This is a genomic window from Vibrio scophthalmi LMG 19158, assembly GCF_000222585.1.
In the GTDB taxonomy this organism is placed as follows: domain Bacteria; phylum Pseudomonadota; class Gammaproteobacteria; order Enterobacterales; family Vibrionaceae; genus Vibrio; species Vibrio scophthalmi.
On the sequence record NZ_AFWE01000175.1, the window covers coordinates 87,029 to 101,054 of the forward strand.

Below are 14,026 nucleotides of genomic sequence, written 5' to 3' on the forward strand. Positions count from 1 at the left end.
ACTTGAATGTTTGTAAGCCTTTTATACGCAGTGAAGCTTGGATAATAATGGTCAACTTAGAACTCATCATAAATATAGTTGATAAAAATAGAGATAAATAATGAAAATACTTGTTACAGGTGGCGCCGGTTTTATCGGTTCTGCTGTTGTTCGTCACATTATTAATAATACGTTTGACAGCGTAATCAATGTCGACAAACTCACTTATGCAGGTAACTTAGAATCACTTGTGGAGGTTGATTCGAACGAACGTTATGTGTTCGAGCAAGTGGATATCTGCAATCGTTCAGAGCTTGAGCGTGTTTTTTCTCAGCACAAACCTGATGCGGTAATGCACCTAGCTGCGGAGTCGCACGTAGATCGTTCTATAACTGGGCCTGCTGCATTTATTGAAACCAATATACTTGGAACATACACGTTACTGGAAGCTACACGAGAGTATTGGAATACACTTGAAGAAAATGCAAAGTCAGAGTTTCGTTTTCATCATATCTCTACAGATGAAGTCTATGGTGATCTGCCACACCCTGATGAAGCTCCTACGGGCACAGAGCTTCCAATGTTCTTGGAGACGACATCTTATGAGCCATCTAGTCCATATTCTGCTTCAAAAGCATCAAGTGATCATTTAGTTCGCGCATGGTTGCGTACTTACGGCCTGCCAACTATCGTCACTAACTGCTCAAATAACTATGGCCCTTATCACTTCCCTGAAAAGCTGATCCCATTAGTTATCCTAAATGCGTTGGAAGGAAAAGACCTCCCTATCTACGGTAAAGGCGACCAAATTCGTGACTGGCTATTTGTCGAAGACCACGCACGAGCGCTCTACAAAGTAGTGACTGAAGGTAAAGTGGGTGAGACATATAATATTGGTGGCCACAACGAAAAGAAAAACCTCGAAGTCGTCAATACGATCTGTGAGATCCTAGATATGCTAGTACCGAAAGAGTCAGCGTATGCAGACCAGATCACTTATGTTCAAGATCGTCCGGGTCATGATAGACGTTACGCTATTAACTCAACGAAAATGCAACGTGAACTAGATTGGATACCAGAAGAGACGTTTGAAACCGGTCTCCGTAAAACGGTGCAATGGTATCTAGACAATTCAACATGGTGCCAAAATGTACAAGATGGTAGCTACCATCGTGAGCGTTTGGGTGTAGAAACAACAGAATCAAAGGTGAAGAAGTAATGAAAGGTATTGTTCTTGCGGGTGGCTCTGGCACTCGCTTATACCCATTGACTCGCGGCGTATCTAAACAGTTATTGCCTATATACGACAAACCTATGGTGTTTTACCCAATCTCAACATTAATGCTCGCTGGAATTAAAGATATCTTAATCATCACGACGCCAGAAGACAATGCCAGTTTTAAGCGCCTGCTTGGTGATGGCTCTCATTTCGGTATTAATCTAGAGTATGCGATTCAACCGAGTCCTGATGGGTTGGCCCAAGCTTTTATTATTGGTGAAGAGTTTATTGGTGATGACAGCGTCTGTTTAGTGCTTGGTGATAATATATTCTACGGCCAATCTTTTTCAAAAACACTACAAAGCGCTGCTTCCCGAGAGTCAGGCTCAACCGTATTTGGTTACCAAGTAAAAGACCCGGAACGTTTTGGTGTGGTCGAATTTAATGATGAAATGAAGGCTATCTCGATTGAAGAGAAGCCAGAATCGCCAAAATCTAACTATGCCGTAACAGGCTTGTATTTTTACGATAACCGAGTAGTTGAGATGGCGAAACAAGTGAAGCCATCTCATCGTGGTGAGCTAGAAATTACGACACTAAACGAAATGTACTTAAACGACGGCTCATTAAATGTAGAGCTACTTGGTCGTGGTTTTGCGTGGTTAGATACAGGCACGCACGAAAGCCTTCATGAAGCTTCGTCTTTCGTACAAACGATTGAGAATGTTCAAGGTTTAAAAGTCGCATGCCTAGAAGAAATCTCATGGCGCAACGGCTGGCTTAGTGATGAGCAAGTATTGACGCTGGCTAAGCCTATGATGAAAAATGAATATGGCCAATACTTAACACGACTAGTTAGCGAAACTCAAACAAGGCGGTAAAATGATGCGAGTACTCATTACTGGTTGCCATGGTCAAGTAGGATCTTGCCTAACTCAGCAATTGACCAACAACGAAAATATTACAGTAAGCGCTTTGGATAGAGAGCATCTTGATATTACTGATCAAGAGGCGGTCTACTCTGCTGTGACCGAGTTTCAACCAACTATTATTATCAATGCGGCGGCACATACCGCGGTTGATAAAGCTGAAGAGGAAGTCGACCTTTCTTACGCGATAAACTGTGATGGTCCTAAATATTTAGCGAAAGCCGCTCAGAGTGTTGGTGCTGCAATACTGCATATCTCGACTGATTATGTCTTTGAAGGTAACAAAAAGGGCGAATATGTGGAAACTGATACTACGAACCCACAAGGGGTTTATGGTAAAAGCAAGCTCGCCGGCGAAATTGCCGTGGCGCAAGCGTGTGATAAACACATTATCCTTCGCACTGCATGGGTATTTGGTGAGAGCGGCAATAATTTCGTGAAAACCATGCTGCGTTTAGGAGAAAACAGAGACGCATTAAGTATTGTTGGTGATCAGTTTGGTGGACCTACTTATGCGGGCGATATTGCTAATACACTTATTCAGATTGCTAAGCGTATTAATCAAGGTGATGTCGTTGAATTCGGTGTTTACCACTACTCAGGTTTACCACATGTAAGTTGGTTTGATTTTGCCAAGGCTATTTTTGGTGCTGCTGTTGAGCAAAAGGTTCTTGAAAAAGAGCTAACCTTAACAAGTATTACTACTGATGAGTACCCGACAACAGCAAAGCGTCCAAGTAACTCTCGCTTGAGTAACGAAAAAATCATTGCTGGTTTCTGTGTAGAAGCGAGTAATTGGAAGGCAGCGCTAAAGAATATTCAAGCGTATACAGGTTAATAAAATGAAAGTGATTGATACTCGCATTCCTGATGTAAAAATTATAGAGCCAAGTGTATTTGGTGATGAGCGTGGTTTTTTTATGGAAACCTGGAATCAAAAGCAATTTGAAGAATTGGTGACGGGGAAGCCGACGCACTTTGTACAAGATAACCATTCCAAATCTAGACAAGGGATTTTACGTGGTTTGCATTACCAAACCGAAAACACACAAGGTAAGCTTGTTCGTGTAGTGTCCGGTGAGGTATTTGATGTGGCAGTAGATATTCGAAAGAGTTCTCCAACGTTTGGTCAATGGATAGGAGAGTATTTATCTGCTGAGAACAAACGTCAATTATGGGTGCCTGAAGGTTTTGCACATGGTTTTTATGTGACGAGCGATGAAGCCGAGTTTGTTTATAAATGTACGGATTATTATAATCCTAAATATGAAGCTTCAATAAAATGGGATGATCCAAGTATTGATATTGATTGGCCGATTTCCGACCAGCCTATTTTGTCATTAAAAGACAGTAACGCACTATCATTGAAACTCCAAAACTTAGATTCTTTAAGGTAGAATAGGTTGTTGTGAACTTAATAAAAACATCATTTCTTTCATTCGTTGCTACTGGAGTAAAGCTCTTATCAGCTCTTGTGATAAACAAATTTGTGTCCATATTCATTGGACCATCAGGCCTAGCTACAATTGGACAATTGCAGAACTGTCTGGGTATAATTCAAGTATTATCTCAGGGAGGAATTAATTCAGGGGTAGTAAAATACACTGCAGAAAATAATGATCTCTCGGTAAGAAGGTTATTATGGAGTAATGCATTAAAAATAACGCTGATATGTTCATCAATCATTAGTTTATTTCTTTTTGTCTTTTCTAGTTATATATCTGAGTATGTTTTTAATACTTGTGAATTTAGTTATGTTTTTTTTGTTCTAGCTTTTACTATAGTTCTTTTTTCAATAAATCAATTATTATTGTCAATATTAAATGGATTAAAGGAAATAAAAACATTTATATCCATTAATATAATTCAAAGTTGCTACAGTTTAGTTTTTAGTACGTTGTTCATTGTTTTTCTTGGGTTGGATGGTGCGTTAATTGCTATGGTTACCAACCAGTCAGTAATTCTTTTTGTTATTCTTTGGAAACTAAGAAATCATAAGTTTATTATTTTTGAAAATTTCAGAGATAAATTCAACGAGAATCAATCAAAAAAATTATTTAGCTATTCTTTAATGGCATTGGTCACTGCTTTTACTGCGCCAGTATCTTTGATGGTGGTAAGGAATTATATTGCAGAGTCGATTTCATGGAATGCTGCTGGTTATTGGCAAGCTATTAACTATATATCATCGATGTATTTAATGGTAATAACAACAGCTCTATCTACTTACTTCCTACCCCGGTTGTCAGAAATAGAAAACAAGATGGAGCTTAGGAGTGAATTAAAAAAAGGGTATTTTATCCTTATTCCTTTAGTTATTCTTCTTTCAGGTACGATATACCTCCTAAAGGACTTTATCATATGGTTTTTATTTAACGATGAATTTAAACCTATGCGGATGCTATTTAAGTGGCAGTTAATTGGCGATGTTTTTAAGATATCGTCTTGGCTGGTTGCATATTTGATGCTGGCAAAAGCTATGAGTAAAATGTTTATCATAACTGAAGTCGTTTTTTCTTTTAGCTTTGTTATCTTATCAATTGTACTTATCGACAAATTTGGTATTGTCGGCGCTACATACGCCTATGCACTTAATTACATTTTGTATATGTTTTTTATTATGTTATTAATGAGAAAGCAAGTTTTTAATTAAATTCCGTAAACTGAGTTTAAAAACCCATTCATTTAAACTTAGTAATTGATTTATATATGCTATAAATCAAATTAGTCGTAATTAAATTCAATCGGTAAAAATATGAAAAAAATATTAACAATCTTTGGCACAAGACCCGAAGCAATTAAAATGGCTCCACTTGTTGATATGTTAAACAAAGATGAACGTTTCGATGCGAAATGTTGTGTTACTGCACAACATAGGGAAATGTTAGATCAGGTATTGCATCTTTTTGAAATAACTCCTGACTATGATTTAAATATTATGAAATCAGGGCAGACTCTGAATGAAGTTACCACTCAAATATTGTTGGGATTAGAGTCTGTATTTAAAGATTTTAGACCTGATATTATCTTAGTTCATGGTGATACAGCGACAACATTCGCAGCAAGCTTAGCTGCTTACTATGCAAAAATAGCTGTAGGCCATGTAGAAGCAGGCCTTCGTACTGGTAATATATACTCCCCTTGGCCTGAAGAAGCAAATAGACGTTTAACTAGTGTGATTACAAAATATCACTTTGCGCCAACAAAATGCTCCAAAGATAATCTAATTTCTGAAAACGTAACACCAGATGATATATATATTACTGGAAACACAGTTATTGATGCTCTTCTTATGGTTAAGGATAAGATTGACCGAGATGAAAAGTTAAGTGAAAGTTTAGATAGTCAATTTCCCTATTTAGATAGAAATAAAAAATTAATACTGGTAACCGGGCATCGACGAGAAAGTTTTGGTGATGGATTTGAAAGAATTTGTCAAGCTCTAGCTGAGGTTGCGCACAAACATCCGGATATCCAGATATTATATCCAATGCATATGAATCCTAATGTGCGAGAGCCAGTTAATAGAATGTTATCTAAGATAGATAACATTTACTTAATTGAACCTCAACAATACCTGTCATTTATTTACTTGATGGGACGTTCACATATAATTCTAACTGACTCTGGGGGTATTCAAGAAGAGGCTCCATCTCTTGGAAAACCAGTATTGGTTATGCGAGATACTACTGAGCGACCAGAGGCGATTAAAGCTGGTACGGTTAGATTAGTGGGAACTGAGGTAGAAAAAATCGTTGAAAGTCTAAATGTATTATTAACAGATCAAGAAGAATATGACAAAGTATCTTTTGCACACAACCCTTATGGTGATGGTTTTGCATGTAATAAAATATTAGATGCAATCGCAGAATGATATAGGGTTAATTGTGTTATTTTTTAATTTTATGCATTTCTTTTATTTGTTGTTAGATAAAGTCGGCTAAATATAATTAACTTTATCTAACTTAATATGTCAGCATCTAATAGATAAAATTGATTAGTATGTTTTGTCATGACACATGATTTGATATATATTTTCACTGTAAATCTATCATATGATTTGCACATTTAGTTGGATGCTCATAAACATAGAGAAATTAATAAGTTTTTTGGCTACTTGCCATAAAACTTATTAGTTATTTGAACGTGAAATGTGCAACATGCCATATATGTTGCTGAAGCTTTCCTATTACTGAATCTTATTAGGGTGCATATTCAAAGTGGTAGTGATTAATACCACTATATTTGAGGTCTAGATAATTTATTGAAGCTAAGTAGTGTTATTTCGATGCTGCACCGGGGGGGGGGTATCTGGAAGGGAGGTATGACTGAAAGCCAGACCTTACTATTGGAAATGTACTCGATAAGATAAATCAAGTTTAAAAAATTGGTGAACGTAAAGTGTTAACTTTTGTCTAGACTGACTACACTTGCGTTCAAGATGCTGACCGAAAACGAGAGAAAGGGAAAGTTTAGAGAACTTTAAGGGCTCAGATAGTTGAGTCTATATATACTTAATGATTAAAAAAGTGGTGCGTACAATAGTTTTGAATACCATATGAATATATTAATGAGCATTCATTGTCTAGTAACATAACCATGATATTATGCGCTTTAATAGGAATTTCGATTCGACTATTACTAATGGCAGACACGCCTATTTTAAGTGCTTACTCTAAATATATAGATTTATGATATATAGTATATATTTTTCGGCTTTGCTAAACTCGAACATATAATGATCGTAGGTATATATTAATCAGCTCTGTTTAAAGTTAAATTAAAGGTGAAAAGTGAATAGCATAGCGTTTTTTTATCCAAGTCATCTTTATGGTGGCGCTGAGTTACTGCTGTCTAGGGTAGCAATAATATTGAGCAGGAAGGGTTGTAAAATAACCGTTATAGATGTTGACAATGGAACTATTTCTAAGATTGTTGAACATGAAAATATAAAGATTGTAAAGTCTGAAAAATATTCACCGCAAGAGGTGGATTTCGACATACTTATCACTACCGCGAATAAATATTCTGATATTTTCAATTGGATTTTGCCAACAAAAAATAGTAGAGTTATATTCTGGTCAGTGCATGTATATAACATGTATATCTTCTCTGAGCGATTTATCAAATTCCCTGTCTTGTCTAAAATATATAATAATTTTTTGCGAAAAATATTGCTGTTAGATTGGAAGTTAATGAAAGAAAGGATTGAACTTTTTAATAGAAAAAAAGGCCTATATTGTATGGACTCTGCAAGCAGGCTGTCTATTGAAAAGGAATATAAATTGAAAATCAATGAAAATTATATTCCGGTGTTTACTGATGGAAAGAAGCTAGAATATAGGACCTTTGATAATAGTTCAGACAAAATAGAAGTTTTTTTCCTTTCTAGATTGTCAGATTGTAAGGTTCCACCAATAATGTACACTTGCAAAGAGTTGTCTAAATTAAACCAAAACATAAAAGTTAACATTATTGGCGATGGTGTATTATTTGATGATCTAAAAAAATACATATCAAGTTTAGAGCTAGACATGGAATTTTATGGCGTAATGCCGTCACATGAAGCCAAAGAATTACTTGTACGTAAAGCTGATATTCTATTTGCTAATGGCACATCTGCTTTAGATGGCGCAAGCTTAGCTATACCAACAGTAAATATAGATGGCTGCCTTTCAGATTATCCAGAAAATTATAGGTTCATCTGGATTTTTCAACGCGAAGGTTATTCCTTAGGGGATATAATCGATAAGGATAGTTTGTTGCATAGCTTAGGTCACACCATGCCTAGTATACTAAGTCAACTTAAAGAAAATAGTGCTGAGATTGGAGAGAGATGTAAAAAACACCATGATGAGAATCATTCGATCGAAACCGCAATTAATAAAGTTGAAAAAGCTATTCTAGATTGCGAGCTATACTTAAAAGATGTTAAAAAAATAGATGATAAAATTTCCCTGTTGAAGTCGTGGGATTTATTTAAAAAATATAAAGATCAAATAATAAAAATTAACCGTTAGATTATTTTCAAAGGCAATCTATGTTGAAAAGCGAAGTTTATGTGATAAATTCTTTTCCATCAATTAAAAATGAAAAAGAAGGAAAACAGCAAAGAGTTAAAGCGATTGATTCAATTATTAGTGATGTTTCTCGTTGTTATATAGATTTAACTGTCAGAGGTAATTTTATACCTCGAATACTCAATGTTGCTGAAGGAGTAATTGAAGTTAGATTGAATTATTTTCTTTATTCTCTATTTGTATCTCTTTTTCTTATCCTAAAGAAACCTGTTGTATATGTACATTCGGTTTTTGAGTCAGTAAAAGTAATACCTGCTTTTTTCTTTTCTAACAATATTATACTTGACCTCCATGGTGTTGTACCCGAAGAGTTGAACCTTATAAATAAAAATGGGAAATCAATCTTATATAGGTGGATAGAGATGATTTCGGTAAAAAAGAGTAAAATGAACGTTGTTGTGACAAGAAAGATGGCTAGTCATTTTTCTAAAAAATATCGACAATCTGAGAAAAGGTTCATAGTTGTCCCAATATTTTCTATTATTACCAAGTCATCTCTTGGTAAGGACTCTAAATTAACCGCTATCTATGCTGGAGGCATGCAAAAATGGCAATGTATAGATAAAATGGTGAGTTTTATTCGAAATGAAAAAAGGTTAAATTACAAACTATACTTTCCTTCGCCGAGCGATTTTATAACGAGCTATCCAGATATTACTCTGATGGATAATGTTACTATATCAACAGGGACCCCAGAAGAAATATTCACGGAATATAACAAGTCTCATTTTGGTTTAATAATCCGTGATGACGTTGTGATAAACCAAGTAGCATGTCCAACAAAGTTGATAGAGTATATAAATTCTGATTTGGTGCCGATTGTTGGGGATTGCTCAATTGGTGATTTTGAAGATTTGGGAATGAAGAGTATTCATTACCAAAATTTTGACTACAATAAATTGGCATTAGATTCGTTCGACAATAAAGAGCTGAAAAAAAATCTAATTGAGTTAAGTATAAATGGTAAAGTTGACTTAACTAACCTGCTTAGGGATTTGGGTTTATAAATGATTCTTCAAGAAAACTATAGTACAACAAAATTTACTATGTTTTTGTTGATTTTCGCAGTTGCAATTAGCTGGAGTCAGCCATTTGGCTATTTAACCCAGATTAAAGGAAATGTTTGGTTTTGTTCCTCTCTTTTGTTTATATTGTCACGTCATTTGCTTTTTCACTCGAAGGTTAATGTTAATTCGATATTTATGGTGTTGATTTTTTTTATTTCCACCTTGAGTCTTGGATTGTTTAAAGAATCATTGGTTTTTCTAAAAAGCTTTTCACTAATATTACTATCTTCATTGACTTTTTGTTTATTAAAGCCCAGTCGACGAGATTGTGTGTGTATATTTAAATGCTTAACCATCTTTTCCTATCTTTCTTTGGCTTGTTCAATATTATCATTTGTTTATGCATACGTTGGAGGAGAATCATCTTATTCTTTCCCTCTGCTAGATGGAAGAATTAGTTATTTTCACATAGCATCTTTTTCTAATGTATGGAACGGTAATATAATTAGGCCGGGATTTATTTATGATGAGCCAGGTGCCTATTCATTTTTCTTATGTTTTGTTTGCTTCGGTCGTCTACTATTAAATATGGATAATAAACATAGCTTTTTCATTTTATTTTTAGGGTGTATTACTCTTAGTGTAATGCACTTTATTGTATTGGTAAGCTTCGTTTTAATATCTTTGACTAGTAGGCAAAGGGGGGTTGCAATATTATTAATTTCAAGCTTTCTTATTTTTTACTTTGTTAGCGGGCAAGTGTTTTTAGATCATTTACTCGATAGGTTTTCACTTTCTTCTGAAGCAATATTCGATAACAATAGAGTAAAGCAAGTGTTGAATTTTATTTCATTAATTAGCGAAAAACCAGAAGTTATATATACTGGATACGATAATTTATTTGGAAATGAGAAAATGCTATGGCACATCTATGGTGATATGGGGGCATCTCCTATTACTCCAATACTACAATTTGGTTTGATGGGGCTTATTGTTCAGTTTTTTTTGTTTGCTATGTTATTAAGAAGCTTTTTTAAACAAGTGTGGGTAAAAAACGAAATATTTGTATCTTTATTGATGTGCTTGATGCTACTACAAAGGCCTTTTTATTTGGGGGCGGGGTATTCTTTGATGGTCGTAATGATCATTTATATTAATTTTCTTTCGGCGGATTCAATCAAAGCACACACTAGGAATTAGGATGAAAATAGCAATTCTGTTGTCAGCATATAATGGGGAGAAATTTTTGCTCGAGCAAGTTTCCTCTTTATTTGATCAAGAAACGAATTTTGATTTCGACATTTATATAAGAGATGACGGTTCAATAGATAATACTACATTTATGATTGATAATCTCAGGAAAAATAATGTTAATGTAAAGATATCTAATAGTTCCGGCCAAAACATGGGAGCAAAACATAGCTTTTTGAAAATGTTGTCTGAAGTCGATGCAGATTACTATTTCTTTTGCGATCAAGATGATATTTGGAGAAAGGATAAAATACAAAAGTCGATTGTTGAAATTATGAAGTCAGATAGATCGAATTCAGTAATACCGCGTCTACTTTTTACTGATTTGCTTCTCGTTAATGAGGTTGGTAGAAGTCTTGATGAAACATATTGGGGAAAAAGAGGAATAAAGGAATCTTTTTTTGTTCATTGGCATAATTTTCTAACCTTTAGCATGGTTACCGGTTGTACTATGTGTTTTAATCGTGAACTGAGAAATCTTGCGTTATCTACTAATTGCCCAGATGCATTTTTTCATGACCAGTGGCTATCTGTCTTAGCAAAGAAATATGGAGAAGTTGTTTATATAAATGACACTTTTGTTTATTACAGACAGCATGGTAGTAATGTTGTGGGCGCAGACTCAAATACAATACGAAATGTTTTTAAAAAGATTTTTAATAATTTTTTTAAAAATAGAAAGATGTATTTTGAAATGTGCAAGGAATATGAGTTGTCAATGTTGAAATTTTTTAAAATAAAAATTTGTCTTTTTTTAAAGTCGCGCGTTAAATGAGTGGCTAATTTTGCATTGAATTTAAATTTGTGTTAAGGGAAAAAATGAAAAGAGTAGCAGTTATAGGAACCGTTGGTATTCCTGCATGTTATGGTGGTTTCGAAACTTTGGTAGAGAATATAGTACTTAATTCATCGAATAATATTTGCTATGAAGTTTTCTGTTCGTCCGCAGCTTACGGCAAGAAGGAACCAAGCTATAATAATGTAAAGTTGACTTACATCCCAATTAAAGCGAATGGAATACAAAGTGTCTTTTATGACATATTTAGTTTGCTACTTTGTGTGATAAAAAAACCCGATACAGTCCTTATTCTTGGTGTCTCTGGTTGCATTTTTTTGCCTGTTTTTAAGCTACTTAGTAGATCTAAAATTGTAACTAATATCGACGGGTTAGAATGGAAGCGTGATAAATGGTCTTCTCTAGCTAGAAAATTTCTGAAATTATCCGAGAAATTAGCAGTTAAATTTTCAGACGTTATCATCACAGATAATCAGGCTATTGGTGACTATGTAGCAAAAGAATATCAAGTTAGTAGTAAGACTATAGCTTATGGAGGTGATCATGTGATAACTGGAGACTTGGCAGGGGTTAAGAAGGAAGATTATTATCTATCTATATGTAGGATAGAGCCGGAGAATAATGTTGATATGATTTTGAAAACATTTGAAAAATCTGGTTACCCATTGAAGTTCGTAGGCAATTGGAACAACAGTGTTTATGGCCGGAATTTGAAAGCGAAATATTCAATGATTGGTAATATTCAACTTTTGGATCCTATATATGACCTGACTGAACTATTTCAGCTCCGGGCACGTTGTGCAGGCTACGTACACGGGCACTCTGCAGGGGGGACTAATCCTTCTCTTGTAGAAGCTATGCAATTTTCAATGCCTATATATGCTTTTGACTGTTTGTTTAATCGTTATACAACAGGAGATAAAGCATTTTATTTTAAAGATGCAAACGATTTGTATGAGTTAATGCTAGAAGATCCAGAGAAACGCGAAAATTTGCTTGCTATGGCTGAAGACATGAAAAATATTGCCAGTCAAAGATATACCTGGGATATTATTTCGTCTTCCTATGAAGCAACTTATTAATTACATTGTTAAAGTTTGATTGATCAAACCGTTAACTTTACTTCATTTATTATGTTGGAACTTGCGTTTACATCGAATAACAATGCTAGTATTAATACTGTTGTCGCTTAAATCCGAGTTTCCGCAGCCAATTTAGGAATAAATTGCTCATATAAAGAATTAAGTCATTTGAGTAGCCGGGTCTGATGCTCTTGGAGTCCGGTTATGAAGCAATGACTTCCTAATTAGAGTGCGTAGATGCCTTCGAATTTTAAGAATACCCAGCGCGCTGTTGGTTTAGTTGTTGTTTTCTTCTTCACCATACTCGAGAAGAGCTCTTCCACTTTGTCGAGCTGCGCTCTGATTTTGTGCTTTAAACTTGCGTAAACGAGGAGGCTTAGGCTCATATCATCAGTAGCACCTCAATACGCTGCGGTTTCTTTAGAAAGATGGATGAAGTTAGGAACCCAGGGCTTTACCAAAAGCGAGACCCGCGCTCGACCTTTTGTTGGGATTTGTAATGCTCAGTGTAACTATTCATCCGTGAGCTATTGACGACGGTTTACGATAAGAATGCTGGCGTTTGATAATCCACTTTGAGCATATGATGTTCGACGATTGCATGCAGCTATTTATAAGCTGAGAGCTGTTGAAGTTTAGCGGTCTCGATAAGTGAGAACATCCGCCCACGGAACAGGCCTCCACGATATGAACGAGTTACATAACAGCACTTTCTCATCAATATGCAATTTCGAAGAACTCGCCCTGCAGCATTGTTCGTAATTAGACATTCGGAGTCATCCATAAAACGCCAGAGCATAGGATCTTCAGCGATGAGGTTGCGGCATTGGCCTTTATGCCCGGGTTGAGCTCCTTGTTTTTTCCAGATTGCCCCCACGAAAAGATCACTCAAGTTGGATATGGGATCAAGTTAACTAGGTCACAGAACTTTGGTGTCAAGGTCTCGTAGGAGAACAGTTACGATTTTGGGGCTAAGAACGTTTTTTGGTTTGGGTGAACATTCGACAAAATCCTCGTTGAAAAGTAAGCGCGCAATTAACCCCACATTCTAATCCCAGCAAGACTTTGTCATAGTTTTTCTAACCTACTGGAGGAACTATGACTCAATCAGAAAAACACCAATACTGGACGGCTATCGTCACTAAGCAGCAAGAAAGCGAGCTTTCTGTTCCCAATTTTTGTAAAGAGCACGACATCAGCTATCCCACTTTTCATTATTGGCTAAAAAAACTCAAACAAACCGATGATGAACAAGTCGCCCACCAAGTGGTCATGAGTGATCTGCCATCTCTTGGTTCGGAGGCTGTGATTTTACATCTACCCAATGGACTGAGAGCGGAGTTGCCAACCTCACTTTCATTAACCCAAATTCAAATCTGGCTGAAGGCACTGCAATGATCCCAAGTGGTGCCATCTATCTTGTCTCTGGCATTACGGATATGAGGAAGTCGATTGATGGTCTGTCTCTTATTGTGGCCGAGACAAAATCAAAATTCTCTTTTGGGATACCAATGGGTTTTGGCTTTATTATCGCCGACTAGAAAAAGGTCGATTTAAATGGCCAAAACCGACAGTATCGGGTCATATACACATCTCAACTCAACAACTTAACTGGCTATTATCAGGGCTAAATCTTGAAAATCCAAAGGCTCATCAGCCGCTTTATGGGCGAGAAGTGTGAGC

15 protein-coding genes and 1 pseudogene are annotated in these 14,026 nt (G+C 35.8%); 14 read left to right on the plus strand and 2 right to left on the minus strand.

Annotated elements, in window-relative coordinates; all coding sequences use genetic code 11:
- Positions 1–100 precede the first annotated feature (100 nt).
- From rfbB to RH88_RS13870, 11 genes are all read left to right on the plus strand, one after another.
- Positions 101–1,198 carry a dTDP-glucose 4,6-dehydratase gene (rfbB, locus tag RH88_RS13815; protein ID WP_005597029.1) on the plus strand — a complete coding sequence of 366 codons (1,098 nt, stop codon included), beginning with the start codon at positions 101–103 and terminating at the stop codon, positions 1,196–1,198.
- Positions 1,198–2,079 (plus strand): glucose-1-phosphate thymidylyltransferase RfbA, encoded by an 882-nt coding sequence (gene rfbA / locus RH88_RS13820; protein ID WP_005597030.1) that lies wholly within the window; start codon positions 1,198–1,200, stop codon positions 2,077–2,079. Before rfbB ends, rfbA begins: the two co-directional genes overlap by 1 nt.
- 4 nt (positions 2,080–2,083) lie before the next feature.
- On the plus strand, positions 2,084–2,965 hold the full coding sequence (gene rfbD, locus RH88_RS13825) for a dTDP-4-dehydrorhamnose reductase (RefSeq protein WP_005597032.1): 882 nt from the start codon (positions 2,084–2,086) through the stop codon (positions 2,963–2,965).
- A gap of 4 nt (positions 2,966–2,969) precedes the next feature.
- Complete coding sequence (gene rfbC, locus RH88_RS13830; RefSeq protein WP_005597034.1) at positions 2,970–3,524, plus strand: dTDP-4-dehydrorhamnose 3,5-epimerase; 555 nt, start codon at positions 2,970–2,972, stop codon at positions 3,522–3,524.
- Positions 3,525–3,535: 11 nt separating this feature from the next.
- Positions 3,536–4,780 carry an O-antigen translocase gene (locus RH88_RS13835; protein ID WP_005597037.1) on the plus strand — a complete coding sequence of 415 codons (1,245 nt, stop codon included), beginning with the start codon at positions 3,536–3,538 and terminating at the stop codon, positions 4,778–4,780.
- A 102-nt stretch (positions 4,781–4,882) separates the two neighbouring features.
- Positions 4,883–6,001, plus strand: a complete 1,119-nt coding sequence (wecB, locus tag RH88_RS13840) for a non-hydrolyzing UDP-N-acetylglucosamine 2-epimerase (RefSeq protein WP_005597039.1) — start codon at positions 4,883–4,885, stop codon at positions 5,999–6,001.
- 919 nt (positions 6,002–6,920) lie between these two features.
- Positions 6,921–8,147 carry a glycosyltransferase family protein gene (locus RH88_RS13845; RefSeq protein ID WP_005597041.1) on the plus strand — a complete coding sequence of 409 codons (1,227 nt, stop codon included), beginning with the start codon at positions 6,921–6,923 and terminating at the stop codon, positions 8,145–8,147.
- Positions 8,148–8,167: 20 nt separating this feature from the next.
- Entirely contained in the window at positions 8,168–9,214 is a 1,047-nt protein-coding gene (locus tag RH88_RS13850) for a glycosyltransferase family protein (protein WP_005597043.1), read from the plus strand.
- On the plus strand, positions 9,215–10,414 hold the full coding sequence (locus tag RH88_RS23450; protein ID WP_138944299.1) for a hypothetical protein: 1,200 nt from the start codon (positions 9,215–9,217) through the stop codon (positions 10,412–10,414).
- 1 nt (position 10,415) lies between these two features.
- Positions 10,416–11,240 carry a glycosyltransferase family 2 protein gene (locus tag RH88_RS13865; protein ID WP_005597047.1) on the plus strand — a complete coding sequence of 275 codons (825 nt, stop codon included), beginning with the start codon at positions 10,416–10,418 and terminating at the stop codon, positions 11,238–11,240.
- 44 nt (positions 11,241–11,284) lie between these two features.
- Complete coding sequence (locus tag RH88_RS13870) at positions 11,285–12,343, plus strand: DUF1972 domain-containing protein (protein ID WP_005597049.1); 1,059 nt, start codon at positions 11,285–11,287, stop codon at positions 12,341–12,343.
- A 164-nt stretch (positions 12,344–12,507) separates the two neighbouring features.
- Here RH88_RS13870 and RH88_RS23030 read toward each other — a convergent pair.
- Both RH88_RS23030 and RH88_RS23950 read right to left on the minus strand, forming a co-directional pair.
- A pseudogene (locus tag RH88_RS23030) lies at positions 12,508–12,848 on the minus strand (IS1634 family transposase); the annotation flags it as partial.
- 102 nt (positions 12,849–12,950) lie between these two features.
- Complete coding sequence (locus RH88_RS23950) at positions 12,951–13,220, minus strand: IS66 family transposase (protein WP_277422384.1); 270 nt, start codon at positions 13,218–13,220, stop codon at positions 12,951–12,953.
- A gap of 221 nt (positions 13,221–13,441) precedes the next feature.
- On the opposite strand from RH88_RS23950, the gene tnpA reads away from it, so the two are divergent.
- The 3 genes from tnpA to tnpB are packed head-to-tail and all read left to right on the plus strand — an operon-like array spanning position 13,442 to position 14,024.
- On the plus strand, positions 13,442–13,741 hold the full coding sequence (gene tnpA, locus RH88_RS13875) for an IS66 family insertion sequence element accessory protein TnpA (protein WP_005597051.1): 300 nt from the start codon (positions 13,442–13,444) through the stop codon (positions 13,739–13,741).
- Positions 13,738–13,884: a hypothetical protein gene (locus RH88_RS23455; protein WP_005597052.1), complete on the plus strand. Its 147-nt coding sequence runs from the start codon at positions 13,738–13,740 to the stop codon at positions 13,882–13,884. Before tnpA ends, RH88_RS23455 begins: the two co-directional genes overlap by 4 nt.
- Positions 13,836–14,024, plus strand: coding sequence for an IS66 family insertion sequence element accessory protein TnpB (gene tnpB, locus RH88_RS24135; protein ID WP_420895770.1), 189 nt, complete (start codon positions 13,836–13,838; stop codon positions 14,022–14,024). Before RH88_RS23455 ends, tnpB begins: the two co-directional genes overlap by 49 nt.
- Positions 14,025–14,026 lie beyond the last annotated feature (2 nt).